Origin of the sequence: Saccharopolyspora soli (genome assembly GCF_022678645.1) — a bacterium.
Classification (GTDB): domain Bacteria; phylum Actinomycetota; class Actinomycetes; order Mycobacteriales; family Pseudonocardiaceae; genus Saccharopolyspora; species Saccharopolyspora soli.
This window is the reverse complement of sequence record NZ_JALBWV010000010.1, coordinates 58,606-85,562: the sequence shown is the minus strand read 5'-3', so window position 1 is coordinate 85,562 and position 26,957 is coordinate 58,606. Positions and strand designations below refer to the sequence as shown.

Here is a 26,957-nt window from a genome sequence, read left to right as displayed (position 1 = left end):
GAGCTGCTGGACCACCTCGACGCGACGCCGTTGCTGGCCACGCAGCAGCACTACGTCGAGACCTTCGATCTGCGGCGCCGCTGCTGCCAGTACTCGAGCTACTGGTCCACCGGCGACACCAGCAACCGGGGTCGGGCCATTGTGGACTTCAAGCGCATCTACCGGTCCGCCGGAGTGCTGCCGCCCGAGGACGAGTTGCCGGACCACCTCACGGTCGTGCTGGAGTTCGCCGCCACGACCGACCAATCGCTGGGCACCGCGCTGCTGGTCAGCCACCACGCCGGGCTGGCGCTGCTCGCGGATGCCCTGCGCGAGCAGGGCACCGCGTACGCGCGCGGGGTCGAGGCGGTGCTGGCCACATTGCCCGCGCCATCGCAGCTGTACGAGTCGCGCCTGCTGCGGTTCGCCAGCCCGCTGTTCCACTTCGGACTGCTGGTGGTGATCGTCGGGCACGTGATCGGGCTGCTGATCCCGGAGTCGTGGACCGCCGCGCTCGGCGTCTCCGAACAGCTGTACCACGTGGTGGCGGTCGGACTCGGCGCGCTGGCCGGGGTTTGCACGCTGGTCGGGGTCGCGCTGCTGATCTACCGGCGGCGGCGCAACGGGCCGGTGTTCTCCGCCACCACCGGCAACGACAAGGCGATGTACCTGGTGCTGGTCGGGGCGATCGTGCTCGGGTTGCTGACCACGGTGCTGGCCAACGGGATCATCGAGGGCTACGACTACCGCGCCACCGTTTCGCCGTGGTTCCGCAGCATCTTCGTGCTGCAGCCCGATGCCGGGCTGATGGTGGACGTGCCGTGGTCGTTCAAAGCGCACATCCTGGTGGGGATGCTGCTGTTCGCGCTGTTCCCGTTCACGCGGCTGGTGCACGCCTTCAGCGGCTTCGCCGCGGTGCGCTACCTGTTCCGGCCCTACGTCGTCTACCGCAGCCGCGCCGCGACCCGAACCCGCCGCGGCTGGGAACCGGTCGGCGTCGCCAACCAGCGCCGCGGCAAGCACGACTCGCCGCGCCCAGCCCGCAAGCACTAACCCGAGGTCGTGAGCGTTTTTGGTCGTCAGAGCGACCATTCCCACTCACGAGGGTTGCCTCGGGCGGGGAGCGAGGACATCGATGGTGCCCAGCAGGATCATGTGGGCGTAGGCGGCGAGGACGGTCGCCAGGACGATCCAGCCTCCGCCGGTCCAGCCGTCCGGCTCGGACCACCACAGGACCCCGCCGAACACCAGGAGCGTCAGGACCACCGCGCCGACTCGGGCGATCGGGCGGTAGGCGACCGTCGCTGGCCAGGTCAGCAGCCCGGCGACCAGGGCGAGGCCCAGCGGACCGAGGCGGAATCCGGTTGTGAACAGCCAGAATTCGGCCGCGAGCAGCACCAGCGCGACGAACGCCGCGGGCAGCCAGCGCGCCAGGCCACGGCCGAGGCGGTACGTCAGCCTGCGGCCGGACCAGACCGCGAAGGCGATCGCGAACAGCATCGCCAGCAGCACGCCGGGGCCGAAGGACGCCCCGGAGAAGTTGGCCACCACCAACCAGTCGCCCGGCGCGGACGTGCCGAATCCGGTGGTCGAGACCGCGCACGCCACGATCTCGTCGGAACCGGATTCCGGGCACCACTCCGCGTCGACCGCCGGAGCGGGCGAATCCGGGTAGCCGAGCCCGGCGTAGTGCTGCTCGGCGGAGAAGAACTGCATTCCCGGCATCGGCGAGCTGAGCCCGACACCGGTGAACGCCACCGCGCTCGCCGCCAGGAAGCCCAGCAGTGCCGCGCGGCGCGGTGCCGCGAAGGCGAACACGGCCACCATCAGCAGCGGCTTGATCAGCGTCATCGCGCGGCGGCCGAGCCACGGCAGCATCCCGCGTCCCGACGGGCGGGCCGCGCGGTAGGCCAACAGCCCGAAGCGCGTCCCCATCGACAGCGTCCGCTGTTCACCGAGGTCGGTGAGCCGCTGGCGGCCGATGTCGTAGCGCTCCACCTCACCCGACAGCTGCGCTGGCGCGGGCATCGGCGGGGCGGCACCGCCGCTCGGGTCCGCGCCCGGTGCCACGGTCGCGACGAAGGGGATCTCCTCGGCGGCGATCGTCCACTGCAGACGCTCGGTGAGCAGCCTGCGGGTCTCGGTCAGCGGGTGCTCGTCGTCCGGATCGCGGAACAGCGCGTCGAGTTCGGCGCGCACCTCCCCGGCGTGCCGCGCCCACACCTCGGCCAGGAAACCGCGCCACTGCTTGGCCTGCGCTTCGTCGAGCTCGCCGAGCTCCGCCTTGGTGGGGCGGCTGACGATGGCCTGCAGGGCGTCGCCGAGTTCCTCCGAACCGCCGTGCCGCTGCGCCAACCGGACCGGGTCGGCGAGCAGTCCGACCAGTCCGGCGGCGGCGTCCAGCCGTCCCCACATCCAGTCGTTCGCCCGCCACTTCGCGGACAGGAACGCGCCGAAGCTGCCCATGTCCACGCCGCGGATCTTGTCCTCGATGCGCAACGGCACGTTCGACCCGCGCCGCAGCGCGGCGAACGGCAGCGGGCTCGGCTCATCGCTGACCACGCGCAGCAGGTTGATGTGCGAGCCCGGAACTCGGCCGACGTCCAGCGGCGCGCTGAGCACCACTAGCTGGCGCAAGGTGTCCGGACGCCGATTGCTCCGCTCCAGCAGTGCGTAGCCGATCTGCTGGGGCTCGTCGGTGCTCTCGCGCGGCGGAGCCGCTGCGGCCAGCCGGTCGGCGACCCGGTGCAGCACCGCACGCGCCTCGGCCACCGCGTCCAGACCGGCGGCGTCGGGGACCGCATCCGCTCCCGACGACTCCACGATGGACCCGAGTTCGCGGGCGAACTCAGCCAGCTCCCGTTGGAAGTCCTCGCCGTCCTCCGCAGCGCGCAGCACCGGACCCAGCAACGGCTCGATCGGGGACGGCAGCTGGTGCTGCAACCGGACGCGACGGCGGAGCGCGCGCTGGACCCACTCGTCGAGTTCGGCGGTCTCGACGATCGGCTCCAGCTTCGCGCCGTTGATCCAGTACCGGTCGGCGTGCCCCTCCAGCACCTCGCCGAAGCTGCGCAGCCGGTAGAGCACGGATTTGCAGCGCCCGATCTCGCGAGCCCGCGGCGCCCAGCGCTCGATGTCCCACGCCCAGCCCAGGCATTCCTGCACCGCGGTGAGCAGGCTGCGCACATCGTCGAAAACCCGCGTGGTGGCCTCGCGTCCGAGCCCGTCGGAGAGTTTCCGCGCGAGCTGCGTCCGCGCCTGCGCCGACCACTCCGCGAGCGGATCGCCGACCACCGGCGGCAGCAGCTTGCCGTCTTCGGTACCAGCGGGCTCGGTGAGCAGTCGATGCACCGCCTGGGCGTCCAATTCCGCTCGCACCACCGCGTTGTCGGGTTCGACCGCTTCGGCATGGTGCGCCAGCACCGCAGCTCGCTCGTCGACCGGCGCGGCCCGCAACGGCGCGAACAAGGCCCTGCGGCGCAAGGCGATTCGCTCGACGACCCGGTTGTGCTCGTCCAGCGCATCGATGTCGGCGAGCAACGACTCCTGGGACAGCCGAGCCCGCAGAGCGGTAGAGACAACGGGCACGGCCCGTGCCGGTTCGCGGCGTTGGCCGCGCGAGGCAACGGGATCCGGGTTCAGGTACAGCAGCCACCGGTGGGTCGGGCGGTCCGCCGGGGCCGCCGAGATCGCCCGGATCGCCGCCGCCACCGGGATGTTGTCCAGCACACCACCGTCGATGACCCGGAACGGTCGTCCTTTCGACTCGGCGACCGTCTCGGAGAACAACCCCACCATGTTCGGCTCGCCCGCGGGCGGCTCGCCGAGCGACGAATGCACCCGCGCGGGCTCGAAGGCGAACGGGAACGACGACGTCGACCGGGCGGCGTGAGCCAGCCGGAGCACCGTGGCCGCGAAGTCCCCGCCCGCGCCGAAGTCCGACAGCGGATCACCGGCCTTGCCCTGGTGCCGGAACCGGAACGACGCGGTGCGGCGCTCCTGCAGCATCGGCCCAGACCGGGCGTCGAAGTGCTGCTCGACGATCGGGTCCAGCAGCGTGGCGGTCAGCAGCAGATCGGCGCGGTTGCCCGGATGATCCGCGGCGGCGGGCACGTTGTCGGTGATGACCTTGGCGAGCTCGGTGCGGAAGTAGCGGTCGCCCGCCAGCAGCGATGGCGGGCTGGGCTGCCAGAACTTGGGCACCGGCCGGGACATCGCCGTCATGTCCGCCAACCGCACCCACGTCCGGCGCATCCGGTCGAAGGGCATTCCGTAGACCAGCGTCGCCGAAAGCAGCGTCGCGTTCAGACCACCCGCCGACGCACCGGCCAGCACGTCGACGGCGACGGAGTCGTAGCCGGACAGCTTCGCCAACGCCGCCCACGGGTGGTTGCCGGGCGAATCCCCGGATTCCGCCACCGCTTCGCGTAACCGGTTGATCTCGGCGACGGCGCCGCCGATCCACACCGCCATGCTCGCGCCGCCGCGCATCGCCAGCGCCAAGCGCAGTTCCTGCTCGTTCTCCGCTCCTGCCGCGGTGGCCACCTCGCCAGCCCGCCCTCTCCCTCGACGCCTGCGGATCTTCCGAAACCTACCGCGCGAGACGGCCGCCGTGAGCGGCTATTCCGGTACGAAGACCGGATTCCTGGTGCGGGGCGATCTGGCGTTCATGATGTCGGGGATCCCGGAGTCGAGGCGGCTGCTGAGGTTCCGCGAACCACTACTGGAAGAGTCTCTAATCCTGCGGCGGGCTCCAGCGGTCGGTGCGGGTCATCCCGGCCGCGCGGCCCTTGCCAACGATCACCAGCGCCATCTTGCGGGAGGCTTCGTCGATCATCTCGGCGCCGAGCATCGCCGCGCCGCGCTTGCCACCGGCCGCCGAGGTGTGCCACTCGTAGGCGTCCAGGATGTTCTCCGCGTGGTCGTAGTCGGCCTGCCGCGGCGAGAAGAGCTCGTTGACCGCATCGACCTGCGCCGGATGCAGCACCCACTTGCCGTCGAAGCCGAGCGCCGCCGACCGGCCACCCACCCGCCGCAGCCCGGCCACGTCCTTGATCTGCAGGTACGGTCCGTCGATCGCCTGCACCCCGGCCGCACGGGCGGCGGTCAGGATGCGCATCAGGATGTAGTGGTAGGCGTCGCCGACGTCGTAGCCCGGCGGCTGGTCGCCCACCACCAGCGATGGCATGTTGATCGAGGCCATGAAGTCGGCGGGCCCGTAGACCAGCGCCGCGACCCGCGGCGAGGCGTTCGCGATCGCGTCCACCTCGACCAGACCGCGGGCGTCCTCGATCTGCGGCTCGATGCCGATCCGGCCGACCTCCAACCCCACGGCCCGCTCGATCTGGGTCAGCGTCAGGTCCAACCAGCGCACGTGGTCCGGGGTGCTCGCCTTCGGCAGGATGATCGTGTCGAGCTCCGCACCCGCGCCCTCCACAACGGTCACCACGTCGCGGTAGGTCCACTCGGTGTCGAGCGCGTTGACCCGCACCGAGCGGATCTTGTCGCCCCAGCCGCCCGCGTTGAGCGCGCCGACGATCCGCTCCCGCGCCTCGGCCTTGGCCAACGGCGCCACCGCGTCCTCCAGGTCCAGGAAGAACTGGTCGGCGGCCAACCCGCGCGCCTTGTCGATCATCTTCGCGCTGGAACCCGGCACCGCCAGGCAGCTGCGCCGGGCACGTCGACCGTCCACATTCCCCTCCTCTAGCCGCGGAAGCTGCTGCGTGTCTACCACGCCCCAACCCGGTCGTGAGTGCACAGCCGGGCTGGAGCCCACTCGCGCACTCACGACCCGCGCGCCTCGCCCAGGCAGCGTGCGCGTCGATGAGTCCTTAGCCTGATCACGTGGTAGCCGCGACCAGGGTCTTCGCGGCCCGGATCGCCGGTCTGCCGGTGTTCGGGCCGGATGGCGAATCGATCGGTCGGGTGCGCGACGTGGTCGCCGGGCTCAGCGTCCGGCGGCAGCCGCCGCGCGTGCTCGGCCTGGTCGTCGAGCTGGCCACCCGACGCCGGATCTTCGTGCCGATGCTGCGGGTGACCCGCGTCGAGCCGAGCGCGGTGACGCTGGCGACCGGCTCGGTGAACCTGCGGCATTTCCACCAACGCCCCAACGAACTGCTGGTGCTCGGCCAACTCCTGGACGCCCGGGTCACCATCGACTCGTCCGGAGCGCCCGCCGTGCTGGTGGACGTCGCGCTGGAGCAGACCCGCACCCGCGACTGGCAGCTGACCAAGCTCGCGGTCCGCGAACGCACCGGACGGCTCGGCCGCCGCGGTCCGACCCAGGTGCTGGACTGGGACCAGGTCACCGGGCTCGCGGTCGCGGAGCTGACCGGTCAGCCGCAGGGCGTGCAGCAACTGCTGGCCATGTTCGACACGATGCGCGCCGTGGACGTCGCTAGCACCCTGCACGAACTGCCGACCAAACGCCGCTACGAGGTCGCCGAGGCGCTGGACGACGAGCGGCTGGCTGATGTCGTCGAGGAGCTGCCCGAAGACGACCAGAAGGACCTGCTCTCGCACCTCGACGACGAGCGCGCGGCGGACGTGCTGGAAGCGATGAACCCGGACGACGCCGCCGACCTGCTCGCCGAACTGTCCGAAGTGGACAAGGAGCGGTTGCTCGGGTTGATGGAGCCGGAGGAGTCGGCGCCGGTCAAGCGACTGCTGGCGTACTCGTCCGACACCGCAGGCGGGTTGATGACCTCGGAACCGATCGTCGTCGGTCCGGACGCGACGATCGCCGAGGCGCTGGCGATGGTCCGCAACGCAGACCTGCCGGTGGCGCTGGCCAGCCTGGTGTTCGTCTGCCGCCCGCCGTCGGCCACCCCGACCGGCCGCTACCTGGGCTGCGTGCACATCCAGCGGCTGCTGCGCGAACCACCGTCCACTTTGGTCGCCGGTGCGCTGGACACCGACCTGGCCAGCCTGCCCGCTGGGGCGTCGCTGGCCGACGTCACCCGCTACTTCGCCGCGTACAACCTGGTGTGCGGGCCGGTGCTGGACGACGAGGAGCACCTCATCGGCGCGGTCACCGTGGACGACGTGCTGGACCACCTGCTGCCGGAGAACTGGCGGGAGAGCGGACTTCCCGAACCGGAGACCGGTTCGACCAACCAGGAGGCGCGCTGATGCCCGAGTTGCTGACCCACCGCCGACTCGACCAGCCCCGGCCACCGCACCGGCTCACCGTCTCCTTCGACCCCGAGCTGTTCGGGCAGATATCGGAGCGGATCGCCCGGTTCCTGGGCACCGGCAAGTTCCTGTTCTGGATGACGGTGCTCGTGATCAGCTGGATCGCGGTCAACCTGTTCGCGGTCGGCCTGCGCTGGGACCCCTACCCGTTCATCCTGCTCAACCTGGCCTTCTCCACCCAGGCGTCGTACGCCGCGCCGCTGATCCTGCTGGCGCAGAACCGGCAGGACGACCGGGACCGGGTCGCGCTGGAGGAGGACCGGGCGCGAGCGGCGCAGACCAAGGCCGACACCGACTACCTCGCCCGCGAACTCGCCGCGCTGCGGCTGGCGATCGGCGAGGTCGCCACCCGCGACTACCTGCGCGGCGAACTCGACCGGCTCCGCGAAGAACTCCCCGGCCTGCGAAGTCCGGCCGAGAAGCGCAGAGCCCGCTCCGCCACCCGAGACCCCGACGACGACTGACGATCGGCCCCGCGCATGCCGGAAGTTCCCGAATTCAGGGAAATTCGGAGCTCCGAATCGGTGGCGCGAGTCGTCGGGTTACATCGGATCGAGGTCGGCGAAGAGGGCGACGATGGCCGGGGCGGTCACCGGATGCGCCACGTATTCGGCTCGGGTCAGCCAGGCGAGCTCGGCGATCTCCGCCGCTGGCTGCGGCGCACCGTCGAGTTCGCCCGTGTAGCAGGCGAGCTCGACCTGGACGCCGTCGCCCTGACCGACCGCGTCGGTGAGGTACCGGCCGAGGAAATCGGCCCCGACGAGACCGACCCCGAGTTCCTCGCGCACCTCCCGGTGCAGCGCTTGGACCTCGGTCTCACCTGGATCGATCTTGCCGCCGGGCAGGTAGAAGGCGGTCTGGTAGTCGGCGCGCACCAGCAGCAGCCGACCCGCCACGAACCGGACCAGGCCGACCGCGCGGATCAGCTGCTCGGCAGCCGGGGACATCGCATCGGACACGTCCTCATGCTTGCGCACGATGGCCCGGCGGTGACGGCACACCCCCGTCAGCGAGCCGCTCGCAGGTGCGCATCAGCGCCTCCAACTCACCGTTCGTCGCCGACAGGAAGTAGCGCGCGACGCCGCTGCGGTGCGTCGATGCGGCCAGCCGCAACCTGCCTTCGCCACGTTCGGTGATCACGGCCTGCACGCCACGCCCGTCGGAATCCACCCGGACCCGGCGCACCAGCCCGAGCCGTTCGAGGCGGTCGACCAGCCTGGTCACCCCGGAGCGGGACAGCAGCACGACATCGGCGAGCTCCGTCATCCGCAACCGGTGTTCTGGGGCCTCTGCCAGCGCTTCGAGGACGTCGTAGGCGGCTAAGGTGAGCCGCTGCTCGGCGATGAGGTCGCCTTCCAGGCAGCGCGTGACCCTGGCGTGCGCGCGGAGGAAACTGCGGTACGCCAACAATTCACTTCTAGTCGGTAATCGATCAAGAGCCGTTTCGGCCACGAAGATTGATATTACGGAACGCGTTCGCCTGACTGCGCAGCGCCCCCGGAACAAACATCGCATTCTTCCCACCGCGGCATGCCGGTCAGCGCGATCCAACTGCTGAGCAGCCCTGTTCCCGGCGGACTGCCGGTCCGTAGCATGGAATTGACCACAGCGCGGTGTGAGAGTCTTCGGGAGCGGCCGACCGGCACCGGTTCGTCCGAAGCGACCACCGACCACGTTCGCGACAGCTTGCCGAGGTAACCGTGACCACTACGCAGTCCACGCCCACCGAGGATGCCGTTCGGAAGGCCCTCAGCCAGGTCGAGGACCCGGAGATCCGCAGACCGATCACCGACCTGGGCATGGTCAAGAGCGTGTCCATCGGCTCGGACGGCGCGGTCGCCGTCGAGGTGTACCTGACGGTCCAGGGCTGCCCGATGCGGGAAACGATCACGCAGCGGGTCACCAAGGCCGTGTCCGCCGTCGAGGGCGTCGCTTCGGTCCAGGTCGAACTCGACGTGATGAGCGACGAACAGCGCACCGAGCTGCGCAAGATGCTGCGCGGCAGCGCCGAGGAACCCCGCATCCCGTTCGCCGAACCCGGCTCGATGACGCGGGTGTACTGCGTGGCTTCCGGCAAGGGCGGGGTCGGCAAGTCCAGCGTCACCGTCAACCTGGCAGCCGCGATGGCCAAGCGCGGCCTGTCGGTGGGCGTGGTGGACGCCGACATCTACGGCCACTCGGTGCCGCGAATGCTGGGCGCGGACGGCAAACCCACCCAGGTGGAGAAGATGATCATGCCGCCGCAGGCGCACGGCGTGAAGGTCATCTCCATCGGCATGTTCACGCCCGGCAACACCCCGGTGGTCTGGCGCGGCCCGATGCTGCACCGCGCGCTGCAGCAGTTCCTCGCCGACGTCTTCTGGGGCGACCTGGACGTCCTGCTGCTCGACCTGCCGCCCGGCACCGGCGATGTGGCGCTGTCCACCGCCCAGCTCATCCCGAACGCGGAACTCCTGGTGGTCACCACCCCGCAGCAGGCGGCCGCCGAGGTCGCGGAGCGGGCCGGGGCGATCGCCATTCAGACCCGCCAGCGGTTGGCGGGCGTGGTGGAGAACATGTCCTGGATGGAGCTGCCGGACGGTCAGCGGATGGAGGTCTTCGGCTCCGGCGGCGGCCAACTCGTGGCCGAGTCGCTGAGCCGCGCCATCGGCTCGGAGGTGCCGCTGCTCGGGCAGGTCCCGCTGGACCCGAGGCTGCGCGAAGCGGGGGACAACGGCACCCCGCTGGTGCTGGAAGCACCCGATTCGCCAGCCGCCGTGGTGCTCAACGACATCGCCAAGCGCCTGTCGACCCGAGCCCGCGGCCTCGCAGGCAAGCTGCTGTCCGTCTCACCCGCCTGACGGGTCCCGCCCAGCAACAGCTCGCTTTTGCCTGTCTTTGATCTTGTTTTGGAGGCCGCGCGAAACGAGTGCGAAGACAGGCTCTAAGCGCGCTTGGCGACTGCGAGTAGGCCGGGACCGGTCGGGAGGGTGACCGGGACCAGGTTCTCGTCCTCTTGGATCGCGCGGATCAGGTCGCGCAGCGCCAAGGCCAGCGCGCTGCGGGTGTCCGGGCTGGCGAGCTGGACTCCGGCGAACACGATCACGCCGCCGGGCCGCAGCAGGCGGACGCCGAGCTCCAGGTACTTCGGGTACTCGGTGGTCGCGATACCGACCGACACCAGGTCGTAGCCGCCCTCGGTCAGCCGGGGCAGCAGCTCGACCGCCCGCCCTGCGATCAGCCGCGTCCGGCCGGTCGGCACACCCGCCTCCCGCAGCCTCGCGCGGGCCATCCGCTGCCCGGCCGGATCGGCATCGACCGAGGTCAGCACGCCGTCCGGCACCATGCCCTGGAGCAGCCACAGGGCGCTCTCGCCCGAGCCGGTGCCGACCTCGACGACGGCCTTGGCCCGCAACGCCGCCGCCAGGAACCGCAGCACGTGCAGCGGCGACGCCCCGACCGACGCGTCCGTCGGACCGTCGCCGGACAAGCGGGATCGCGCCTGCTCCCGGCCCACGGGCCCGGCACCCACCGGCGTCTCGGGTATCACAACGCGAAAGGTTATCGGCGTCGCGCGCGCTGGTGACCCGTGCGGCCGACATCGTTAGTGGGCCGTTTCCAGCCGCCCGGCAGTGCGAGACAGCTCACGTCAGGTTCTCAGCCTGTTCTCAGCCGTCTTTAATCACTACCTCACCAGGGCATACGAAGGTGGTACGTCATAACCGGCCCTCATCCGCGTCTCCAGGACGACAGCGCCGGGGAACAACCGCCCCGGCGGATTCGTTCTTGGAGATGCAACCCACAGGAGGTGGCTTTTCGCCCGATGGCAACACAGCCGATGAGTGTGGCCCCCAGTGCCCCGCAGAACACCGTCTCGCCCGCCGCGGAAGAGGTCGCTTGGACCCCGCCATCGTGGGACGAGGTGGTTCGGCAGCACGCCGACCGGGTGTACCGGCTGGCGTACCGCCTGACCGGCAACCAGCACGATGCCGAAGACCTCACCCAGGAGACCTTCATCCGGGTGTTCCGGTCGCTGGCCTCGTACAAGCCGGGCACGTTCGAGGGGTGGCTGCACCGGATCACCACGAACCTGTTCCTGGACATGGCCCGCCGCAGGTCCCGCTTGCGGATGGAGGGGTTGCCCGAGGACACCGACCGGTTGCCCGGCGGCGGCCCGAGCCCGGAGCAGGTCTTCCACGACACCCACCTCGATCCCGACCTGCAGGCGGCGCTGGACGAACTGCCGCCGGAGTTCCGCGCAGCGGTGGTGCTCTGCGACGTCGAAGGGCTCTCCTACGAGGAGATCGGCGCCACCTTGGGCGTAAAGCTGGGTACTGTGCGCAGCAGGATCCATCGCGGGCGGCAGATGTTGAAGGCCACCTTGGAAGCTCGCCGCGAGCATGCCCGGGAGGTTTGAGGAATGACGGTTTTGCGCGGGTGGGGGCTGTCGGAACAGCACCTCGCGCTGGACGCGATCGTCGCGTTGGTGGACGGCGAGCTAAGCCCGGCCGCCCATGATCGCGCCGTCGCCCACCTGGCCGGCTGCCCCGCGTGCACCGCGGACGCTGCCGCTCAGCGGCAGGCCCGCGCCGCGGTGAAAGCGGCCCAGACGCCGTCGATCTCGCCGACCCTGCTGCAAGCCCTGCAGGCCATCCCGACGCAAGCCGAACTCCCGAACCAGCCGGACGGTCTGGCGTTGACCGAGGACGGCCAACTGGTCGCGCTGTCCCGACCTGACCGCGCCAAACGATTCGGCACCGGCGCGGTGCTGGGCTCCAGCACACCGCTGGGCGGCGGTCAGCAACCCCTGGGCAGCGTCTCCCCTTTTGCCAGTGACACCGACGATGCGGGCCCGACGCGCCGCGTCGGACGGCGCACCCGGCAGGGCGCCGGAGTGGTGTTCTCCGGCCTGGTGCTGGGCGCCCTGGCGTTCATGAACCTGCCGACCGACGACGACGGCGAGCCGGTGACGGGCGTGCCGTTGCCCGGCGGAGCGTTCACCAACGGTGTCGTGCCCGCCGCGACGCGCGACGCGCTGCCCACCGAGCCCCCCACCAGCCAGGCGCCACCGCCGCCGCACGTCGCTGCGGTCGCGCCGCCCTCTGCTGCCGAACCGGCTCCCACCACATCAGCGAGTGCCCCGCCACGGAACTGATTCGCAAGCGATCTTTCCCCGCGAGCATTTCGGCCGCTCCCACACCAACTTCACCTGTGACCCGGCAAAATGAGCACGCCGGTGGTGGGTCCACACATGCCGGTGACGCGGGCGTGCCGCCCGTGTGATCCACTCGAACGGACGAGTCCCGACCGCATGTCCGGGGAGCGATGAGCGACCAGCCAGGAAGGCCCGCGCAGGGCTCCGACGCCGATCGTGGGCGTCCGGATCAGCCCGAGGCGGGCCACCAAGAGCCAAACGGGCGGCCCGCCCAACCCGTGCATCCGTGGCAGGGCGCTGCCAGGTCCACCCCCGGAGTGCCTGCCGGGCAGTTCACACCTGGCCGGGAGGTGGACAGCAGCAGCGCGACGGCCGGTGCCGGATCGCACCGCCTCCCGCCGCGCCCGCTGCGGCGTCCCCCGGTCGACCCGGTGCAGACCTCGATGTTCGGCCGTCCGCGAGGTGTGACCGGAAGCTTCGACCCGAACCGGCGCGACCTGCCGATCCGCGGCATCGAGCACGCCCCGCCCCCGGCGGAAGCCCTGGCCCAAGCGTTCAGCCGACCTCCGCAGAGCAACGAGCGGCTGCAACGCGCCCCCGGCGAGCAGCCGATGACACCGGAGCCGACCGAGCAACCAGCGTTGTGGAACTCCGGTGAACGCGATGCGTGGCGCGACCCGGCCGCGGGCGCGGTGATCGGACCACCGGCGCTCGCCGAGGACCCGCAGGAAAAACCCGACCGTTCCGAACCCGGCCCGCTGCTGAGCGCGCGCGAGGTGCTGTTCGGCCGCCGGGTGCATCCGCGCGCGCTCGTGATTCTCGGTGTGCTCGCCCTGCTGGTCGGGGTGGCCGGTGGGTTCGTCGGCCGGATCACCGCCGAGGAGGGCAACCCGCTCACCAATCCGGACGTCACCCTCGCCGAGGTGGAACAGGGCGCCGACCGGCCGAAGGGCACCGTCGCCGCTGTCGCGCAGCGGGTGGTGCCCGCCGTGGTGTCGGTCGAGGTGCGCGTCGGTTCCCAGGGCGGCAGCGGCTCCGGGGTGGTCATCGACGGCAACGGCTATGTCGTCACCAACAACCACGTCGTCTCGATGGCCGCGGACACCCCGAACGCGCAGGTCTCCACGGTTTTCCACGACGGCACCAGGGCCCCGGCGCGGATCGTCGGCCGGGACGTCAAGACCGACCTGGCGGTGCTCAAGGTCGAGGTGGCCAACCCGACGGTCGCCCAGCTCGGCGACTCCGACAGCCTGGCGGTGGGCGACGACGTGATCGCGATCGGCTCGCCGCTGGGACTGGCTGGCACCGTGACCACCGGCATCGTCAGCTCGGTGCACCGGCCGCTGCGGCTGGCTGGCGAGGGCACCGACACCAACGCGGTCATCGACGCGATCCAGACCGACGCCGCGATCAACCCGGGCAACTCCGGGGGCGCGCTGGTCGACGGCAACGGCGCGGTGGTCGGCATCAACAGTGCGATCCGCACCCTCGGCAGCGGTGGCGAAGGCGGGTCGATCGGGCTGGGCTTCGCGATTCCGATCGACGACGCCCGGCGCATCGCCCAAGAGCTGATCCGCACCGGAAACGTCCTGCACGCCGACCTCGGCGTGAACACCAAGTCGGTCAGCGACGGGTTGGCCGATGGCGCCCAGGTGCAGAACGTGCAGGACGGCAGCGCCGCGGCGGCGAGCGGCATCGCCGAGGGCGACGTGATCATCCGGGTGGGCGACCGCAAGGTCGGCAGCGCCGACGAGCTGGTCGTGGCCGTCGACCGGCACCAGGTCGGCGAACGGGTTCCGGTCACCGTGGTCCGGCAGGGCCGCGAACTGGTGCTCGACGTGACCCTGAAGTGACCGATGGCGCAGGCGACGTCGACCTCGCGGGAGCTTCCGCCGAGCCGACGAGGACGAGGAACCGCTCGCGACGTCGACCAAGAACGGGTTCGAGAACAGGCACTGAGCTGCCGCTTCCCGTACCGCGAAGCAGACCGGGTTCGAAGACGCGCCGAGCGGAACGACCTGCTAACTCTTCATGAAAGCCGGGTGCCGGGCAGCTTCCCCCTCCTGCTGGTATCCCCCGGTCGGTACTCTGGGGGGCGTTGGCAGCTCGTGCGGTGCCGGTCCGCGAGCGCGAGGACCCGGAGGTAGTCGAGAGGTGTTCGATAGCATCGGCTGGCCCGAGCTCCTGGTTCTCATCGTGGTCGGCCTGTTCGTGCTCGGCCCGGACCGGCTGCCGCAGGGCGCGGCGTGGCTGGGGCGGACCATCCGCCAGGTCAAGGAGTACGCGACCGGCGCCCGCGAGCAGATCCGTTCCGAGCTCGGTCCGGAGTTCGACGAACTGCGCAAGCCGCTGGAAGATCTGCGCGGCATCCGCAACTTCAACCCGCGCACCGCAGTGACCAAGCACCTCTTCGACGGCGAGAACCCGCTCGACGGCATTACCAACGGCAACGGCCACCAGCCGCCGAACCCGGCGGACCCACCCCGCCCCCAGCAGCGCCCCCTAGCGCCGGGCGAGCGTCCCCCCTACGACTCCGACGCCACCTGAACGCACAGTCGCGCCGGATCGAACCGCACGCCGCGGCACCACGAAGTGACTGGAACGGAGCGAGGGGCACCCGTGACCAACTTACTTGGTCACAGGTGCCCCTCACTCCTCACCTGAACGGGGGCGTGAGTGCGTAACCGGGTGGAGCCCGGTTAGGCGCTCACGAGTGCAGGGCGGCGCTCTGGGGTTCGGTGGGCGACCAGCACCGCGATCGCAGCAGCCGCCAGCCAGCAGCACAGCAGGGTCGTCATACCGGGCCAGCCCCACGCTCCGTAGGCAGTGCCGCCCAGCACTCCTCCCACGCTGCTGCCGCCGTAATAGGCCAACTGGTACAGGGCCGATGCCTGGCCGCGGGCTGATGCCGGTGCCCGCGCGCCGACCCAACCGCTGGCCACCGAGTGCGCCGCGAAGAATCCGCCGGTGAACACCACCAGACCCACCACGATCAGCAACAGGTCGTCGGCGAGCATCAGCAGCAGTCCCAACGCCGTCACCGCCAGTCCGGTGAACAGCACCCGAGTGCGACCCCAGCGATCAGCAGCGCGTCCGGCGACCGTGGAAGTCACCGTCCCAGCGGCGTACGCGAGGAACGCGAGCGCGGCGAGCGCGGGCGGCACCAGCAGTGGCGGAGCGGTGATTCGGAAGCCGAGCACGTTGTAGACGGTGACGAAAGCCCCCATGCCGAGCGCAGCGACCATGAACGGTGCGTAGAGGACCGGATCGCGGAGCGCGACGCGCAAGCCGCCGAACAGCGGGCGCCAGCGCAGCGGTTGGCGGCTGTGGTGGCGTTCGGCGGGGAGCAGCGCGATGAACAGCACCGTGCACACCGCCGCGAGCAGGGCCACCGTGAGCACACCGCCCTGCCAACCGGCGAAGTCACCCACCACCCCGCCGAGCAGCCTGCCCGACATCCCGCCGATCGTGGTTCCAGCGACGTAAAGACCCATCGTGGTGCCCAGTCGTTCGCCGCCGGTCTCGTCGGCCAGGTACGCCGTCGCGACCGCCGCCAGACCCGCGATCGCCGCGCCCTGCACCAGGCGAATGGCCACCAGCACCGGGAAGAACGGCACCCACGGCAGCAGCAGGCCCAGGACCTCCGCGACCAGCAGCGCCACGATCATGGTGCGGCGGCGGCCGACCGCCTCGGACAGCGCGCCGAGCGGGATGGCTGCGACCGCGAGGCCGAGCGTGCTGGCCGAGATCAGCAAGGCCGCGGTGCCCGGATTCAACGCGAAGACCCCGGCCAGCTGCGGCAACACCGGCTGCGGCGCGTAGAGCAATGCGAACAGCGCCAGCGCACCGAGCAGCAGTGCGAGGCGGATCTTGCGGATTCGGACCGGGTCGGCTGGGGACACGAATTCGAAAGTAAGCAGATCTAATTAATGCGTCCAATTCAGCTTTGTCGCATCATTGATGCGATGGTGGATCAATCAGCCGCACCGGACGATGCGCCCCAGCTCGCGGCCCATCTGGCCCCGACGCTCGCGCTGTTGCGCGCGGTCGCCGCCGAGGGTCATCTCACACGGGCAGCGGAAACCCTGGGCGTCCCGCAACCGACGGTCAGCCGGACGCTGGCGAAGCTGGGTGAGCGGCTCGGCACGCCGGTGATCGTGCGGCAGGGACGCGGCATCCACCTCTCCCGAGCCGGTGCCTTGCTCGCGGCGGCGGCTGAGGACGCGATGCGCGGCCTGGAGGCGGGTTGTCGCGCCGTGATCGAGGAGATCGATCCCGACCGGGGACAGGTGACCTTCGGGTTCCAGCACACGATGGGCAGCACGCTGGTGCCGCCGCTGCTGCGCGGATTCCGCGATGAGCACCCGCACGTGCGGTTCGGGCTCGTGCAGGGCCCGCGGGACGCCATGCTCGCGCGGGCGTGGGCTGGCGAGATCGACCTCTGCCTGATCGCGCCGCTGCCGGACCACGACCCGCGCTGGGAGACCGCCGCGATCCGGCAGGAACCGCTGGTCGCGGTGCTGTTCGCGCGGCATCGACTGGCCCGGCGGCGCAAGCTGCGGCTCGCCGAGCTCGCCGGGGACGACTTCGTCGCGACCCGTCGCGGGTACGGGCTGCACCAGATCTTCATGGGGCTGGCCGAGCGAGCCGGGTTCGAACCCCGGTTGGCCTTCGAGAGCGAGGAGGTCGACACGGTCCGCGGGCTGGTGGCTGCCGGGCTCGGCGTGGCGCTGCTCCCGCCTGGCGACAACGGCCCGGCACCGGGCACCGTCGAGGTGCCGCTGGACCCACCCGCGCACCGCACGATCGGCCTGGCCTGGCCAGCCGGGCGAACGCTGCCCCCAGCGGTCCGCACCTTCCGCGCCTTCACCCTCGCCCACCGCACAGCCGAACGCTGACCGCCTTTCCGACCTGCAGAGCCGAATCGAACAGTTCTGGCCAAGAAGGCGAGGATTGAGGCTCGCCCTGAGGGTCGTGAGCGGCAATGGTCGCCAGAGCGACCATCACCACTCACGACACGGCAGCGGTCACTTCGCCAGGGTCGCGGCGAGTTCGACGAGGCTGCGGGCCGCGAAACCGGTTCCGCCGGTCACCACCTCGGCGTAGTCCTTCTCGGCTCGGGCCGGACCCGCGATGTCCAGGTGCGCCCACGGCAGGCCGCCGGTGAACTCGCGCAGGAACAGCGCGGCGGTGATGCCGCCCGGCCCCGGCGGGGTTTGCTTGACGTCGGCGAGCTGGCCCTGCACGTCCTCGGCGTGGTCCTCCAGCAGCGGCATCCGCCACCACGCCTCGCCGACCCGCTCCCCGGCCGCGCGGATCTGGTCGGCCAGTTCGGGATCGGTGGCGAACAGCCCACCCGTGCGCAGGCCGAGCGCGACCTTCATCGCTCCGGTCAACGTCGCGACGTCCACCAGCAGATCGGGTTCGAGCCGATCCACCGCGTACGCGAGCGCGTCGGCGAGCACCATCCGGCCTTCCGCGTCGGTGTTGCCGACCTCCGTGGTGGTGCCGCCGTAGTGCCGGACGACATCACCGGGCCGGTATGCGCTGCCGGACACGTGGTTCTCCGCCGACGGCACCAGACCGGTCACCCGGATCGGCAGTTCCAGCCGTGCGATGGTCAGCAGCGCGCTGATCACCGCCGCGCCACCGGACATGTCGGTGCGCATCAGGTGCATGCCCTCGGCGGGTTTGAGCGAGATCCCACCGGTGTCGAAGGTGATGCCCTTGCCCACCAGCACCAGGTGCGGGCCAGCGGCGTCCTTCGGCCGGTAGGTCAGCTCCAACAGCCGGGGCGGCCGGGACGAGCCGCCACCGACCGCGAGGACTCCGCCGAAACCGTTGTCGGCGAGCCACTTCTCGTCCCGCACCGCCGCACCCAGGTTCGCGACGTCGGCGGCCAACTCGGCGGCGATCCCGGTCAACCAGGCCGGGTCCTTGATGTTCGAGGGCGCGTTGGCGAGATCGCGGGCCAGCGCGGTGGTGGCCGCCAGCTCCCGGGCGCGGCGGACCTGCTCACCCAGCGCCGCCGAGTCGGCACTCTCCGGCAACACCAGCAGGACCTTCCGCAGCCGCGGCGGAGCTGGTTTGGCGGTGACCCGGAACCGGTACCCGCCCAGCGCCAGCCCCAGCGTCAGCGCCGACACCGTCTCGCCGTCGACGCCGTCGGGCAGGCGGATCTGGAGGTAGTCCGCGTCGGAAGCGTCCCCGAGATCGCCGGTCTCATCAGCCGACTCCGCCGCCTCACCGAGCCGCTCGCGCAACGCGCGCGCCAGCGCCGCCCCGGCGCTGCGCCACTTCGCGGGCTCGCCCGCTCCGACGCCCACGACCCAGCCGACGTGCCCGGCGGGCAACGGCACGGCGCGCACGTCACCGGCGCTGGCCGTCGCGCCGACGGCCTGCAGCACCGCGATGTCCACATCGAACGGTTCGGCCGCGGCTGCCAGGTCCGGTCCTGACTCACCTTCGAAGACCGCGACCGCGCCGGGCACGCCGTCCCGCCACTGCCGCACGACGTCCACTTCGACCAGTGACGTCGGAATCACGGGCAGTGCCGGGTCCGCGTCGCGGGACGGCTGGGCGGAACGGAACACTGAGGCACCGGACACGAAAAGACCTTCCTGCACGGGTTCGCCGCGCGCACTCGAAACTACTGTCCTCACCGGCCCGGTCACGATGTGCACCCGATCGCAGCGCCAGGGCGGTGTCTCGCGCTGGACGGCCTCGGGTGATCACGTTGGTGGGCCAAGGACTTGCCTGCTGTCGACGACGACCCCGGCGTCGCCCTCTACACCGGGGCCCGGCCGCGGCGAAGCAGGTTCGCCGTCGACTTGATTGAGTTGTCGCCTCGGCGGAGGGGGCAGCAGGCGGCCAATCGATCGCCACCCGACCGCCCGCGCTCCCCTCGATCGCCAGCTGGCGGCCTCAGCCGGTGGCCGACTCCAGGGCGTCGCCCAGGTTCTTGGCCTCCTCGACCGACATTTCGACGACGAGCCGCCCACCACCCTCAAGCGGAACGCGCATCACGATGCCGCGTCCCTCCTTAGTCACTTCGAGGGGACCGTCACCGGTCCGGGGCTTCATGGCCGCCATAGCGTGCTCCCTCCGTGAACTCTTCCCCCGCCGGTCGCCACAACCAGCTCGGGTCCACCCCCATTCTCCCCCATGCCGAGGCGGGGACGAAACCGAACCGATCAACTCGTGTCGCCCGTGCGCTGGTCGAATGCCCGCGGTGGCTGGCAGACTCACCGCTCGTGCGGGCTATTTCGGTGCCTTCCGGTGCAACCGCCGGGCGCCCGGTGGCCGACCGGGGCCGCCGGGCCACCGACGGCTGGCACCGGGTTCCGGCCGCTCCTGATGATTGCCTGGGCGACCAGCCGCAACACTGTCTACTCGGGACTTCGCGTGATCCGCGGCGTCCACAGTGGAGCCGTCAGCCGGTGGCCCGGCGACCCGCCACAACGGACTCGAGGCAAGGAGCGTGAAGTGACCGACGTACTGCTGACCCAGGACACCGCCGGTGTGCGCCTGCTCACGTTGAACCGCCCGGAGGCGTTCAACTCGCTCGACGTCCAACTCAAGCAGGCCCTGATCGCCGCGCTGCGGGACGCCGCCGCCGACGACTCGGTGCGCGCGCTGGTGATCACCGGCGCGGGCAAGGCGTTCTGCGCCGGTCAGGACCTCAAGGAGCACATCGCGCTGCTCGACGCCGGGGACCCGGCGCCGCTGAAGACCGTGGAGGAGCACTACAACCCGATCATCCGGGCGGTGACGAGCATGCCGAAGCCGGTGATCGCCGCGATCAACGGCACCGCGGCCGGGGCGGGCGCGTCGCTGGCCTACGCGTGCGATCTGCGGGTGGCGGCGACGAACGCGAAGTTCCTGATGGCCTTCGCCAACGTCGGCCTGTCCGCCGATTCCGGGGCGTCCTGGACGCTGCCCCGGCTGATCGGCTACGGCCGGGCCATGGAGATGCTGCTGCTGGCCGAGCCGGTTGCCGCGGAGGACGCGCTGCGGATCGGCATGGTGAACCGCGTCGTGGACACCGGCGAGGCGGTCGCGGCGGCCACCGAACTGGCCACTCGGATGGCGACCGGGCCGACCAGCGCCTACGCCCGGATCAAGGAGACGATGCTGGCGGCCGCCGCGGAAGGCTTGGCCGAGGCGCTGGCAGTCGAGGCGGGCGCGCAGGCCGAGGCCGGTTCGACGGCCGACCACCGGGAGGCGGTGGCGGCGTTCGTCGCGAAGCGCACCCCCAACTTCATCGGCCGCTGAGGCGATTTCCTGCGAAATCGACCTACCAGCGCTGAGCGAGGCGCTTAGCGCCTGTCTTGGTCTTCTTCTGAAGCGGCGCAGCCGCTTAGCCCACCTACGGCACTTGCACCGCCGCGGGTTCACGGTGCCCACCCCTCTGGGGTTCTCCTCGCGAGGACAGCCCCGACGTGGTGTATCGGCATACACGATGTCGGGGATCCCGGAGTCGAGAAGGCCTCTGAGGTTCCGCTACCCGCACCGCCACGCGAAACGAGTCCAGAGACAGGTATTCAGTTCGCCCGCCAGCAGTCCGCGAGGTGGTCGTCGACCATGCCGGTGGCCTGCATCAGGGCGTAGCAGGTGGTGGGGCCGACGAAGGCGAACCCGCGCCGCTTGAGGTCCTTGGCCATCGCCACCGACTCCGGCGTGGTGGCTGGCACGTCGCCCAGGGTGGCCGGGCGCCGCTTGCGGGCTTCCGGGGCGAACGACCAGAGCAACTCGTCCAGCGGGCGGTCCAGCTCCAGCACCGCACCGGCGTTGCGGATCGCCGCGTCGATCTTCGCCCGGTTGCGCACGATGCCCGCGTCGGCGAGCAGCCGCTGCCGGTCGGCCTCGCCGAACGCCGCCACCCGCTCCGGGTCGAACCCGGCGAACGCCTGGCGGAACGCCGCCCGCTTGCGCAGGATCGTCAGCCACGACAACCCGGACTGGAACGCCTCCAGGGTGATCCGCTCGAACAGCTCCGGCACGCCGTGCAGCGGGACGCCCCACTCGCGGTCGTGGTACTCGGTGTAGTCCGCCGGACCGGCACCCCACGGACAGCGCGCCCGACCGTCCTCGCCGAGGACCGCGGCACCGGATTCACTCACGCCTTCCTCCACTTTCGTAGTCCCGGCAGAACGCCGCGAAGGCGTTCAACGACCGGCGCATTCCCCAGGCGAAGGCGGGTCGCACCACCGGCCAGACCAACGCGCCGCCGGTCGGCAGCGCCAACCGCTCCCACCACACGAACATCGATGCCGCATTGCCGCACCGGACCACATCGAACCCGCCATCCCCGACAAGCAGCTCCCCGTGGTGGCGCACCCGGCAGGTCTGCGGTGGCCGCCACTCGACGATCTCCATCCGATCCACCACGCCGACCCCGCGGTACCCGGTGACCGCGATCAGCCGAGTGCCCGGCCCACCGGAGCCGCCGAGCACCTGCACGTCGGTGCCCAACATCCACTCGCCCTGCCGCGCCCAGTCCGTCGCCGCTGCCCACACCACCTCGGGCGCCGCCTCGACCGGCACGCTGAACCGCAGCTCGACCGGGCGCACCGGTCAGTCCTCCGGCTCGTCCGGGCAACCGGCGCGGGCCTCCTGCAACTGCTGCCCGGCGACGTCGAGCTGCTTCTCCAGGAGTGCGATCCGGCCGTGCAGCTCGTCGAGTTCACCCGCGAGGCGCGCCAACGCCCAGTCCACCTCCGATGCCTTGTAGCCGCGGAGGACCTGCTGGAACCGCAGGGCGCGCACGTCGGCGGCCACGATGTCGGCCGGGGGCAGGCGGGTCGGCGTCGAGCCCGGCGGCAGCGGCGCGAGCTGCTCGCCGCGTCCGAAGACCAGCGAGGCCAGCAGGTAGATCACCGCAGCGACCGCGAGCACCACGAACAGGTAGATGAGCGCACTAGCCACGGTCATCAATCGTGGCACGGACCGCGGACCGCCGCGGCCACGGTCAGGTCTTGGCGGGGGCTGCTTCGAGGACGCCTTCGATGGCGCTGGTGAATTCGCGCCACGCGCGGCGCTCGGCCTGCAAGGTTTGCACGCCGGTCTGGGTCAGACGGTAGGTACGGCGCTGTCGGCCGCCGACAGTGCTCCAAGTGCTTTGCACGTAGCCCGCGCGCTCCAGCCTGCGCAACGCGGGGTACACCGTGCCGGTGGGCAGATCGAGGGCGCCACCGCTGCGTTCCTGCAGCGCCTCGATGATCGCGTAACCATGCAAGGCCCTGCCGTCTAGCGTGGCCAGCAGCAGAGCGTCGAGATGGCCGCGGAGCGCATCAGCCTTCACAAGTAGCGACTCTACGGTCATTTGCGACCACTGTCACCGCTCTCGCACAAGAGGACCTAAGTCCTGTCGCGATCCGGACGTGAATGACGTCCATCACATCGAGTGACAGCTGCGCCGTTCGGGTGGCGCAAACCAGAAAGCGCGTTGACAGCGGCCAAATCCGACCACACTGCGAAGCCGGATGTCCCCCATCGCACCACCGGGTAAGCAATCAGGAGTCGTTTGCCGTGTCCAAGGACAGCGCCCAGGACGCGACCACCGGTGCCGCACGACTCGATGCCGCGACCACCTACGCCCCGCGGCAGGAGGCCCTCGATCAACTCCGCGCCTACCTCGTGGTGCTCGTCGACGTGATCGACCAGCACCCGGAAGCGAGCATGGCACGCGACGAGGCGCACTGGCGGCTGGAGGAGCTCGTCGAGGAACTGACCCGCGTACCGCCGAGCGCGCCGCGGGTCCAGTCCCGGTGGCTGCGGCTCGTCCCGCTGCTGCGCGAAGTCCGCCCGGACATCCCGATCCCGACCCTCACCGACCTGCTCAACCGAGCTGTCGGCGACCTGTGAACCGTCAGGCCAGGGCACGGATGACCTGGCTGGGCGGATGGGTGCCCGCGATGGCCGCGACCATGTCCACCACCCGGCGGGTTTCCGCCACGTGGTGGGCCCGGAACACCTTGGCGCCGCCCCAGGCCGCGATGGCGGTGGCCGCCAGGGTGCCCTCCAGGCGCTCGGTCACCCCGACGCCCAGGGTCTCGCCGATGAAGTCCTTGTTGGACAGTGCCATCAGCACCGGCCAGCCGGTGGCCACCAACTCGCCGACCCGGCGCAGCAGCGCCAGGCCGTGCCAGGTGTTCTTGCCGAAGTCGTGCGTCGGGTCGATCAGCACCCCGTGCGCGGGCACCCCGAGCCGCACCATCCGCTCGGCCCGTTCGACGAGTTCGGCCGTCACCTCGGCGACCACGTCCGCGTAGCGGGCCCGGTACGGGTCGGTGCGCGGCGGCAGGCCGCCGGTGTGCGAGCACACCACGCCGACCCCGAATTCGGCGGCGACCTCGGCCAGCTTCGGATCGGCACCCGCCCAGGTGTCGTTGAGCAGGTCCGCACCTGCGTCGCACACCTGCCAGGCCACCGCGTGCCGCCAGGTGTCGACGCTGATCACCAGGTCCGGGTGGCGGTCCCGGACGGCGGCGACGAACGGCACCACCCGGCGGATCTCCTCCGTGGCGTCCACCGCTTCGCCTTGCGCACCCGCGCGAACGCCGCCGATGTCGACGATGTCCGCGCCGTCGGCGACGGCCTGGTCCACGGCTGCGGTGGCCGCATCGACCGCGAAGGTGCGCCCGTGGTCGAAGAACGAGTCGCGGGTGCGGTTGACGATCGCCATCACCAGCGCACGGTCCTGGGGCATGTCCTTGTCGCGGAACCGCAGTACCTGCACATCTGCAGATGCTGGCACGTCACGGGGCCCAACGGGATGTGGATCAGCCCGCGGCATACAGCTTGGCGCTTGCCTTCGGTCTTGTTTTGAAGCGGCGAAGCCGCTTAGCCCACCCTCGCAACTCGCACCGCCGCGGGTTCTCAGGCGGTGCCGTGCGGGGACACCCCGCACCCCGAGCTATCTCGGGAGGACAGCTACGACGTGGTGTATCGGACATACATGATGTCGGGGATCCCGGACCGAGAAGGCTTCTGAGGTTCCGCCACCCGCACCGCCACGCAAAACGAGCTCGAAGACAGGCTCTTACGGGGCGCAAGCGTCCAGCGCCTCGTCTACATCAGTGGCCACGGTGAGCACGTCGAGCGAGTGCTGGGTGGCGAAGCCGCTGTCGACCAACCCGTGCAGCCAGTCCAACAGCACGCGGTAGTGCCCGTCCGGGTCGAGCAGCACGACCGGCTTGCGGTGCATGCCGATGTAGCGGGCGGTCCAGATCTCGAAGAACTCCTCGCAGGTGCCGATGCCACCGGGCAGCGTGAGGAACGCCGTGGCATGCGCGTCCATCAGCCCCTTGCGCTCCCGCATCGTGTCGACGACCAGCAGTTCGTCGGAGTCGTGGTCGGCCACCTCGCGGTCCACCAGAGCACGCGGGATCACCCCGACCGTGCGGCCTTCACCGGCGCGTGCCGCCCGCGCGACCTCGCCCATCATCGACACCCGACCGCCGCCGGAGACCAGCGTCCAACCGCGCTTGGCGATCTTGGCACCCACCTGCGCGGCGAGGTCCAAGTAGTGCTGGGGCACCGGACCCGATGCGCAGAAGACGCATACGGAGACCGTCGCGGTGTTCAGTTCTCCGGTGCTGCCTTCCGGGGCGAAGTCAGCGCTGCTCAATGAGTGGCCTCCCAAGCCTCGTACGCCTCCTGCACGATGCTGACCGCGTCGTCGATGTCATCGGTGAGGTGCAGCAGCGCGAGATCCTTGGCGCCGATCTTGCCCGAGCCGTGCATGCTGTCCCGAATCCAGTCGTAGAGGCCCTGCCAGTACGACTTGCCGAACAGCACCACCGGGAACTTGGTGACCTTCTTGGTCTGCACCAGGGTCAGCGACTCGAACAGCTCGTCCATGGTGCCGAAGCCGCCGGGCAGGCAGACGAACGCCTGCGCGTACTTGATGAACATCGTCTTGCGGACGAAGAAGTAGCGGAAGTTGACGCCGAGGTCCACCCACGGGTTCAGGCCCTGCTCGAAGGGCAGCTCGATGCCGAGCCCGATGGACAGCCCACCGGCCTCCGACGCACCGCGGTTGACGGCCTCCATCGCCCCCGGTCCCCCACCGGTGATCACCGCGCAGCCGATCCTGGCCAGTGCCGCGCCGAGCTTGACCCCGGTGGCGTACTCCTCGTGGTCGCGCGGGGTGCGTGCCGAACCGAACACGGTCACCGCGCGCGGCACCTCGGCCAGCGCGCCGAACCCCTCCACGAACTCGGACTGGATGCGCAGCACCCGCCACGGGTCGGTGTGCACCCAGTCCGACGGGCCGCGGGAGTCCAGCAGCCGCTGGTCGGTGGTGGTGGGCTCGGTCAACCGGGACCGGCGCAGCACGACGGGTCCGCGTTGCTTCTCCTGGGGGCGCTCCGCACCGTTGGGTGCGCCCCACGGGCCTTCGACTGTCATGCGGTCGAGAGTACGCAGCCGCCGATCGCCAGCGACGTGCGCCCACCCGCTGCGGCAGCGGGGAAATGCCTGTTCACGAGGGATTCACACGAGCGTGCGGCGGCGTACGATACGAAGAAAAGATCGAGTGGTGCCAGCGATGCTGGGCCGCGCACACCACGCAGATCTGGGGCGATCTACGCAGGCGTCGGGACGGGTCGCTGGGCCGGAATCGAGCCCGGGGAGCCAGCCATGCTCATCGACCTGCTGATCGCAATCATCGTGCTCGGCGTCCTCTTCGTAGCTGCCGGTGTCAAGGTCATCAAGCAGTACGAACGCGGCGTGGTGTTCCGCTTCGGGCGGTTGCAGGAACTCACCCGCGGACCGGGTCTGACCATGATCATCCCGGCGGTCGACCGGATGCGGAAGGTCAACCTCCAGATCGTCACCATGCCGGTACCTGCCCAGGAGGGCATCACCCGCGACAACGTCACCGTGCGGGTGGATGCGGTGGTGTACTTCAAGGTCGAGGACCCGGCACGCGCCATCGTCAACGTCGAGGACTACCTGTTCGCCGTCGGACAGGTCGCGCAGACCTCGCTGCGGTCCATCATCGGCAAGAGCGACCTGGACGACCTGCTGTCCAACCGCGAACGGCTCAACCAGGGCCTGGAGCTGATGATCGACAGCCCGGCGCTTGGCTGGGGCGTGCACATCGACCGGGTGGAGATCAAGGACGTCTCGCTGCCGGAGTCGATGAAGCGCTCGATCGCCCGGCAGGCCGAAGCGGAACGCGAACGGCGCTCGCGGGTCATCTCCGCGGACGGCGAGTTCCAAGCGTCCCGCAAGCTCGCCGACGCGGCGCACGTCATGGCCGACACCCCGGCCGCGCTCCAACTGCGGCTGCTGGAAACGGTCGTCGAGGTGGCCGCCGAGAAGAACTCCACGCTCGTGCTGCCCTTCCCGGTCGAACTGCTCCAGTTCGTCGACACCGCCAAGCGCGGGAGCGGCGCGCCGACGCGCGAGGGCGAAGCCCCGAGCGCGGCGGAAGTCGCCGAGGCGGAGCAAGCCGCGGAGCTCACCGAGGCGGAGCGGCAGGCCGCGGAGCTCGACGAGGCGGAGCCGAAGGCGGAGCTGCCGCGTCAGCGTGAAGCCGCCGCGGACGGCCGGAGGCCGGGCGGCGCGGAGGGCGGCGACGAGTCGATGCTCGGCATCGCCTGATCCCACCTGTTGGAACGAGTGAGGGGCACCCTTCACC

General features: G+C 70.6%; 27 protein-coding genes. 12 read left to right on the top strand and 15 right to left on the bottom strand.

All coding sequences use genetic code 11. The features are described from left to right. Positions 1-30: 30 nt before the first annotated feature. Positions 31-1,032, top strand: coding sequence for a respiratory nitrate reductase subunit gamma (gene narI / locus MOQ72_RS09880; RefSeq protein ID WP_308197863.1), 1,002 nt, complete (start codon positions 31-33; stop codon positions 1,030-1,032). A gap of 45 nt (positions 1,033-1,077) precedes the next feature. On the opposite strand, the gene MOQ72_RS09875 is transcribed toward narI, so the two are convergent. Beyond that, positions 1,078-4,524: a patatin-like protein gene (locus tag MOQ72_RS09875; protein WP_242182236.1), complete on the bottom strand. Its 3,447-nt coding sequence runs from the start codon at positions 4,522-4,524 to the stop codon at positions 1,078-1,080. A 190-nt stretch (positions 4,525-4,714) separates the two neighbouring features. Then, positions 4,715-5,671: an HpcH/HpaI aldolase/citrate lyase family protein gene (locus MOQ72_RS09870; protein WP_308197862.1), complete on the bottom strand. Its 957-nt coding sequence runs from the start codon at positions 5,669-5,671 to the stop codon at positions 4,715-4,717. A 152-nt stretch (positions 5,672-5,823) separates the two neighbouring features. Between MOQ72_RS09870 and MOQ72_RS09865 the strand changes: the two genes are divergently transcribed. Both MOQ72_RS09865 and MOQ72_RS09860 read left to right on the top strand, forming a co-directional pair. After that, positions 5,824-7,110, top strand: a complete 1,287-nt coding sequence (locus tag MOQ72_RS09865) for a magnesium transporter MgtE N-terminal domain-containing protein (RefSeq protein ID WP_242182234.1) — start codon at positions 5,824-5,826, stop codon at positions 7,108-7,110. Further along, complete coding sequence (locus tag MOQ72_RS09860) at positions 7,110-7,637, top strand: DUF1003 domain-containing protein (protein ID WP_242182231.1); 528 nt, start codon at positions 7,110-7,112, stop codon at positions 7,635-7,637. The genes MOQ72_RS09865 and MOQ72_RS09860 overlap by 1 nt, the downstream gene beginning before the upstream one ends. A gap of 78 nt (positions 7,638-7,715) precedes the next feature. Here the strand turns inward: MOQ72_RS09860 and MOQ72_RS09855 are convergent, their stop codons facing one another. After that, entirely contained in the window at positions 7,716-8,132 is a 417-nt protein-coding gene (locus MOQ72_RS09855) for an NUDIX hydrolase (RefSeq protein ID WP_242182228.1), read from the bottom strand. A 4-nt stretch (positions 8,133-8,136) separates the two neighbouring features. Beyond that, positions 8,137-8,583 carry a MarR family winged helix-turn-helix transcriptional regulator gene (locus MOQ72_RS09850; protein WP_242182226.1) on the bottom strand — a complete coding sequence of 149 codons (447 nt, stop codon included), beginning with the start codon at positions 8,581-8,583 and terminating at the stop codon, positions 8,137-8,139. A 290-nt stretch (positions 8,584-8,873) separates the two neighbouring features. Here MOQ72_RS09850 and MOQ72_RS09845 point away from each other — a divergent pair, with 290 nt between their 5' ends. Further along, complete coding sequence (locus tag MOQ72_RS09845) at positions 8,874-10,013, top strand: Mrp/NBP35 family ATP-binding protein (protein ID WP_242182224.1); 1,140 nt, start codon at positions 8,874-8,876, stop codon at positions 10,011-10,013. A gap of 83 nt (positions 10,014-10,096) precedes the next feature. Here the strand turns inward: MOQ72_RS09845 and MOQ72_RS09840 are convergent, their stop codons facing one another. Further along, complete coding sequence (locus tag MOQ72_RS09840) at positions 10,097-10,702, bottom strand: O-methyltransferase (RefSeq protein ID WP_372495342.1); 606 nt, start codon at positions 10,700-10,702, stop codon at positions 10,097-10,099. Positions 10,703-10,990: 288 nt separating this feature from the next. Here MOQ72_RS09840 and sigE point away from each other — a divergent pair, with 288 nt between their 5' ends. From sigE to tatB, 4 genes are all read left to right on the top strand, one after another. Further along, positions 10,991-11,569 (top strand): RNA polymerase sigma factor SigE, encoded by a 579-nt coding sequence (gene sigE, locus MOQ72_RS09835; RefSeq protein ID WP_242182399.1) that lies wholly within the window; start codon positions 10,991-10,993, stop codon positions 11,567-11,569. A 3-nt stretch (positions 11,570-11,572) separates the two neighbouring features. After that, a complete protein-coding gene (locus MOQ72_RS09830) occupies positions 11,573-12,307 on the top strand; it encodes a zf-HC2 domain-containing protein (protein ID WP_242182222.1) in 735 nt (244 codons plus the stop codon). A 170-nt stretch (positions 12,308-12,477) separates the two neighbouring features. Next, the gene (locus MOQ72_RS09825; RefSeq protein ID WP_372495341.1) at positions 12,478-14,160 is read left to right on the top strand and encodes a trypsin-like peptidase domain-containing protein; all 1,683 of its coding nucleotides are present in this window, start codon (positions 12,478-12,480) and stop codon (positions 14,158-14,160) included. Between the two features lie 301 nt (positions 14,161-14,461). Continuing rightward, the gene (gene tatB / locus MOQ72_RS09820; protein ID WP_242182218.1) at positions 14,462-14,854 is read left to right on the top strand and encodes a Sec-independent protein translocase protein TatB; all 393 of its coding nucleotides are present in this window, start codon (positions 14,462-14,464) and stop codon (positions 14,852-14,854) included. A gap of 152 nt (positions 14,855-15,006) precedes the next feature. Here tatB and MOQ72_RS09815 read toward each other — a convergent pair whose 3' ends face one another. Further along, entirely contained in the window at positions 15,007-16,209 is a 1,203-nt protein-coding gene (locus tag MOQ72_RS09815) for an MFS transporter (RefSeq protein ID WP_242182216.1), read from the bottom strand. Between the two features lie 63 nt (positions 16,210-16,272). Here MOQ72_RS09815 and MOQ72_RS09810 point away from each other — a divergent pair, with 63 nt between their 5' ends. Further along, complete coding sequence (locus MOQ72_RS09810; protein ID WP_242182213.1) at positions 16,273-17,205, top strand: LysR substrate-binding domain-containing protein; 933 nt, start codon at positions 16,273-16,275, stop codon at positions 17,203-17,205. Between the two features lie 129 nt (positions 17,206-17,334). Here MOQ72_RS09810 and MOQ72_RS09805 read toward each other — a convergent pair whose 3' ends face one another. Next, the gene (locus tag MOQ72_RS09805; protein WP_242182212.1) at positions 17,335-18,915 is read right to left on the bottom strand and encodes a leucyl aminopeptidase; all 1,581 of its coding nucleotides are present in this window, start codon (positions 18,913-18,915) and stop codon (positions 17,335-17,337) included. A gap of 316 nt (positions 18,916-19,231) precedes the next feature. Continuing rightward, positions 19,232-19,399, bottom strand: a complete 168-nt coding sequence (locus tag MOQ72_RS09800) for a DUF3117 domain-containing protein (RefSeq protein ID WP_009949794.1) — start codon at positions 19,397-19,399, stop codon at positions 19,232-19,234. A gap of 393 nt (positions 19,400-19,792) precedes the next feature. Between MOQ72_RS09800 and MOQ72_RS09795 the strand changes: the two genes are divergently transcribed. After that, entirely contained in the window at positions 19,793-20,581 is a 789-nt protein-coding gene (locus MOQ72_RS09795) for an enoyl-CoA hydratase-related protein (RefSeq protein ID WP_242182209.1), read from the top strand. Positions 20,582-20,850: 269 nt separating this feature from the next. On the opposite strand, the gene MOQ72_RS09790 is transcribed toward MOQ72_RS09795, so the two are convergent. The 4 genes from MOQ72_RS09790 to MOQ72_RS09775 are packed head-to-tail and all read right to left on the bottom strand — an operon-like array spanning position 20,851 to position 22,610. Then, positions 20,851-21,429, bottom strand: a complete 579-nt coding sequence (locus tag MOQ72_RS09790) for a DNA-3-methyladenine glycosylase I (protein WP_242182207.1) — start codon at positions 21,427-21,429, stop codon at positions 20,851-20,853. Then, positions 21,422-21,880, bottom strand: a complete 459-nt coding sequence (locus MOQ72_RS09785) for an SRPBCC family protein (RefSeq protein ID WP_242182205.1) — start codon at positions 21,878-21,880, stop codon at positions 21,422-21,424. Before MOQ72_RS09785 ends, MOQ72_RS09790 begins: the two co-directional genes overlap by 8 nt. Before the next feature lie 3 nt (positions 21,881-21,883). After that, positions 21,884-22,234, bottom strand: coding sequence for a DivIVA domain-containing protein (locus MOQ72_RS09780; RefSeq protein WP_242182203.1), 351 nt, complete (start codon positions 22,232-22,234; stop codon positions 21,884-21,886). A gap of 43 nt (positions 22,235-22,277) precedes the next feature. Next, positions 22,278-22,610, bottom strand: coding sequence for a PadR family transcriptional regulator (locus MOQ72_RS09775; protein WP_010694135.1), 333 nt, complete (start codon positions 22,608-22,610; stop codon positions 22,278-22,280). 227 nt (positions 22,611-22,837) lie between these two features. On the opposite strand from MOQ72_RS09775, the gene MOQ72_RS09770 reads away from it, so the two are divergent. Further along, entirely contained in the window at positions 22,838-23,173 is a 336-nt protein-coding gene (locus tag MOQ72_RS09770) for a hypothetical protein (RefSeq protein WP_242182200.1), read from the top strand. A 4-nt stretch (positions 23,174-23,177) separates the two neighbouring features. Here the strand turns inward: MOQ72_RS09770 and folP are convergent, their stop codons facing one another. The 3 genes from folP to MOQ72_RS09755 all read right to left on the bottom strand — a co-directional run bounded on the left by folP (position 23,178) and on the right by MOQ72_RS09755 (position 25,720). After that, positions 23,178-24,017 carry a dihydropteroate synthase gene (folP, locus tag MOQ72_RS09765; RefSeq protein ID WP_277953845.1) on the bottom strand — a complete coding sequence of 280 codons (840 nt, stop codon included), beginning with the start codon at positions 24,015-24,017 and terminating at the stop codon, positions 23,178-23,180. A 333-nt stretch (positions 24,018-24,350) separates the two neighbouring features. Then, positions 24,351-24,938: an LOG family protein gene (locus tag MOQ72_RS09760; RefSeq protein WP_242182196.1), complete on the bottom strand. Its 588-nt coding sequence runs from the start codon at positions 24,936-24,938 to the stop codon at positions 24,351-24,353. Continuing rightward, on the bottom strand, positions 24,935-25,720 hold the full coding sequence (locus tag MOQ72_RS09755) for an LOG family protein (protein ID WP_242182194.1): 786 nt from the start codon (positions 25,718-25,720) through the stop codon (positions 24,935-24,937). Before MOQ72_RS09755 ends, MOQ72_RS09760 begins: the two co-directional genes overlap by 4 nt. A 231-nt stretch (positions 25,721-25,951) precedes the next feature. Here MOQ72_RS09755 and MOQ72_RS09750 point away from each other — a divergent pair, with 231 nt between their 5' ends. Next, a complete protein-coding gene (locus MOQ72_RS09750) occupies positions 25,952-26,920 on the top strand; it encodes a slipin family protein (protein ID WP_242182192.1) in 969 nt (322 codons plus the stop codon). Positions 26,921-26,957: the final 37 nt, after the last annotated feature.

Coding starts and splice junctions, on each gene's coding strand:
- MOQ72_RS09860 (WP_242182231.1), top strand. CDS start 7,110: ATGCCCGAGTTGCTGACCCACCGCCGACTCGACCAGCCCCGGCCACCG.
- sigE (WP_242182399.1), top strand. CDS start 10,991: ATGAGTGTGGCCCCCAGTGCCCCGCAGAACACCGTCTCGCCCGCCGCG.
- MOQ72_RS09830 (WP_242182222.1), top strand. CDS start 11,573: ATGACGGTTTTGCGCGGGTGGGGGCTGTCGGAACAGCACCTCGCGCTG.
- MOQ72_RS09825 (WP_372495341.1), top strand. CDS start 12,478: ATGAGCGACCAGCCAGGAAGGCCCGCGCAGGGCTCCGACGCCGATCGT.
- MOQ72_RS09810 (WP_242182213.1), top strand. CDS start 16,273: ATGGTGGATCAATCAGCCGCACCGGACGATGCGCCCCAGCTCGCGGCC.
- MOQ72_RS09800 (WP_009949794.1), bottom strand. CDS start 19,399: ATGGCGGCCATGAAGCCCCGGACCGGTGACGGTCCCCTCGAAGTGACT.
- folP (WP_277953845.1), bottom strand. CDS start 24,017: ATGCCCCAGGACCGTGCGCTGGTGATGGCGATCGTCAACCGCACCCGC.
- MOQ72_RS09755 (WP_242182194.1), bottom strand. CDS start 25,720: ATGACAGTCGAAGGCCCGTGGGGCGCACCCAACGGTGCGGAGCGCCCC.
- MOQ72_RS09750 (WP_242182192.1), top strand. CDS start 25,952: ATGCTCATCGACCTGCTGATCGCAATCATCGTGCTCGGCGTCCTCTTC.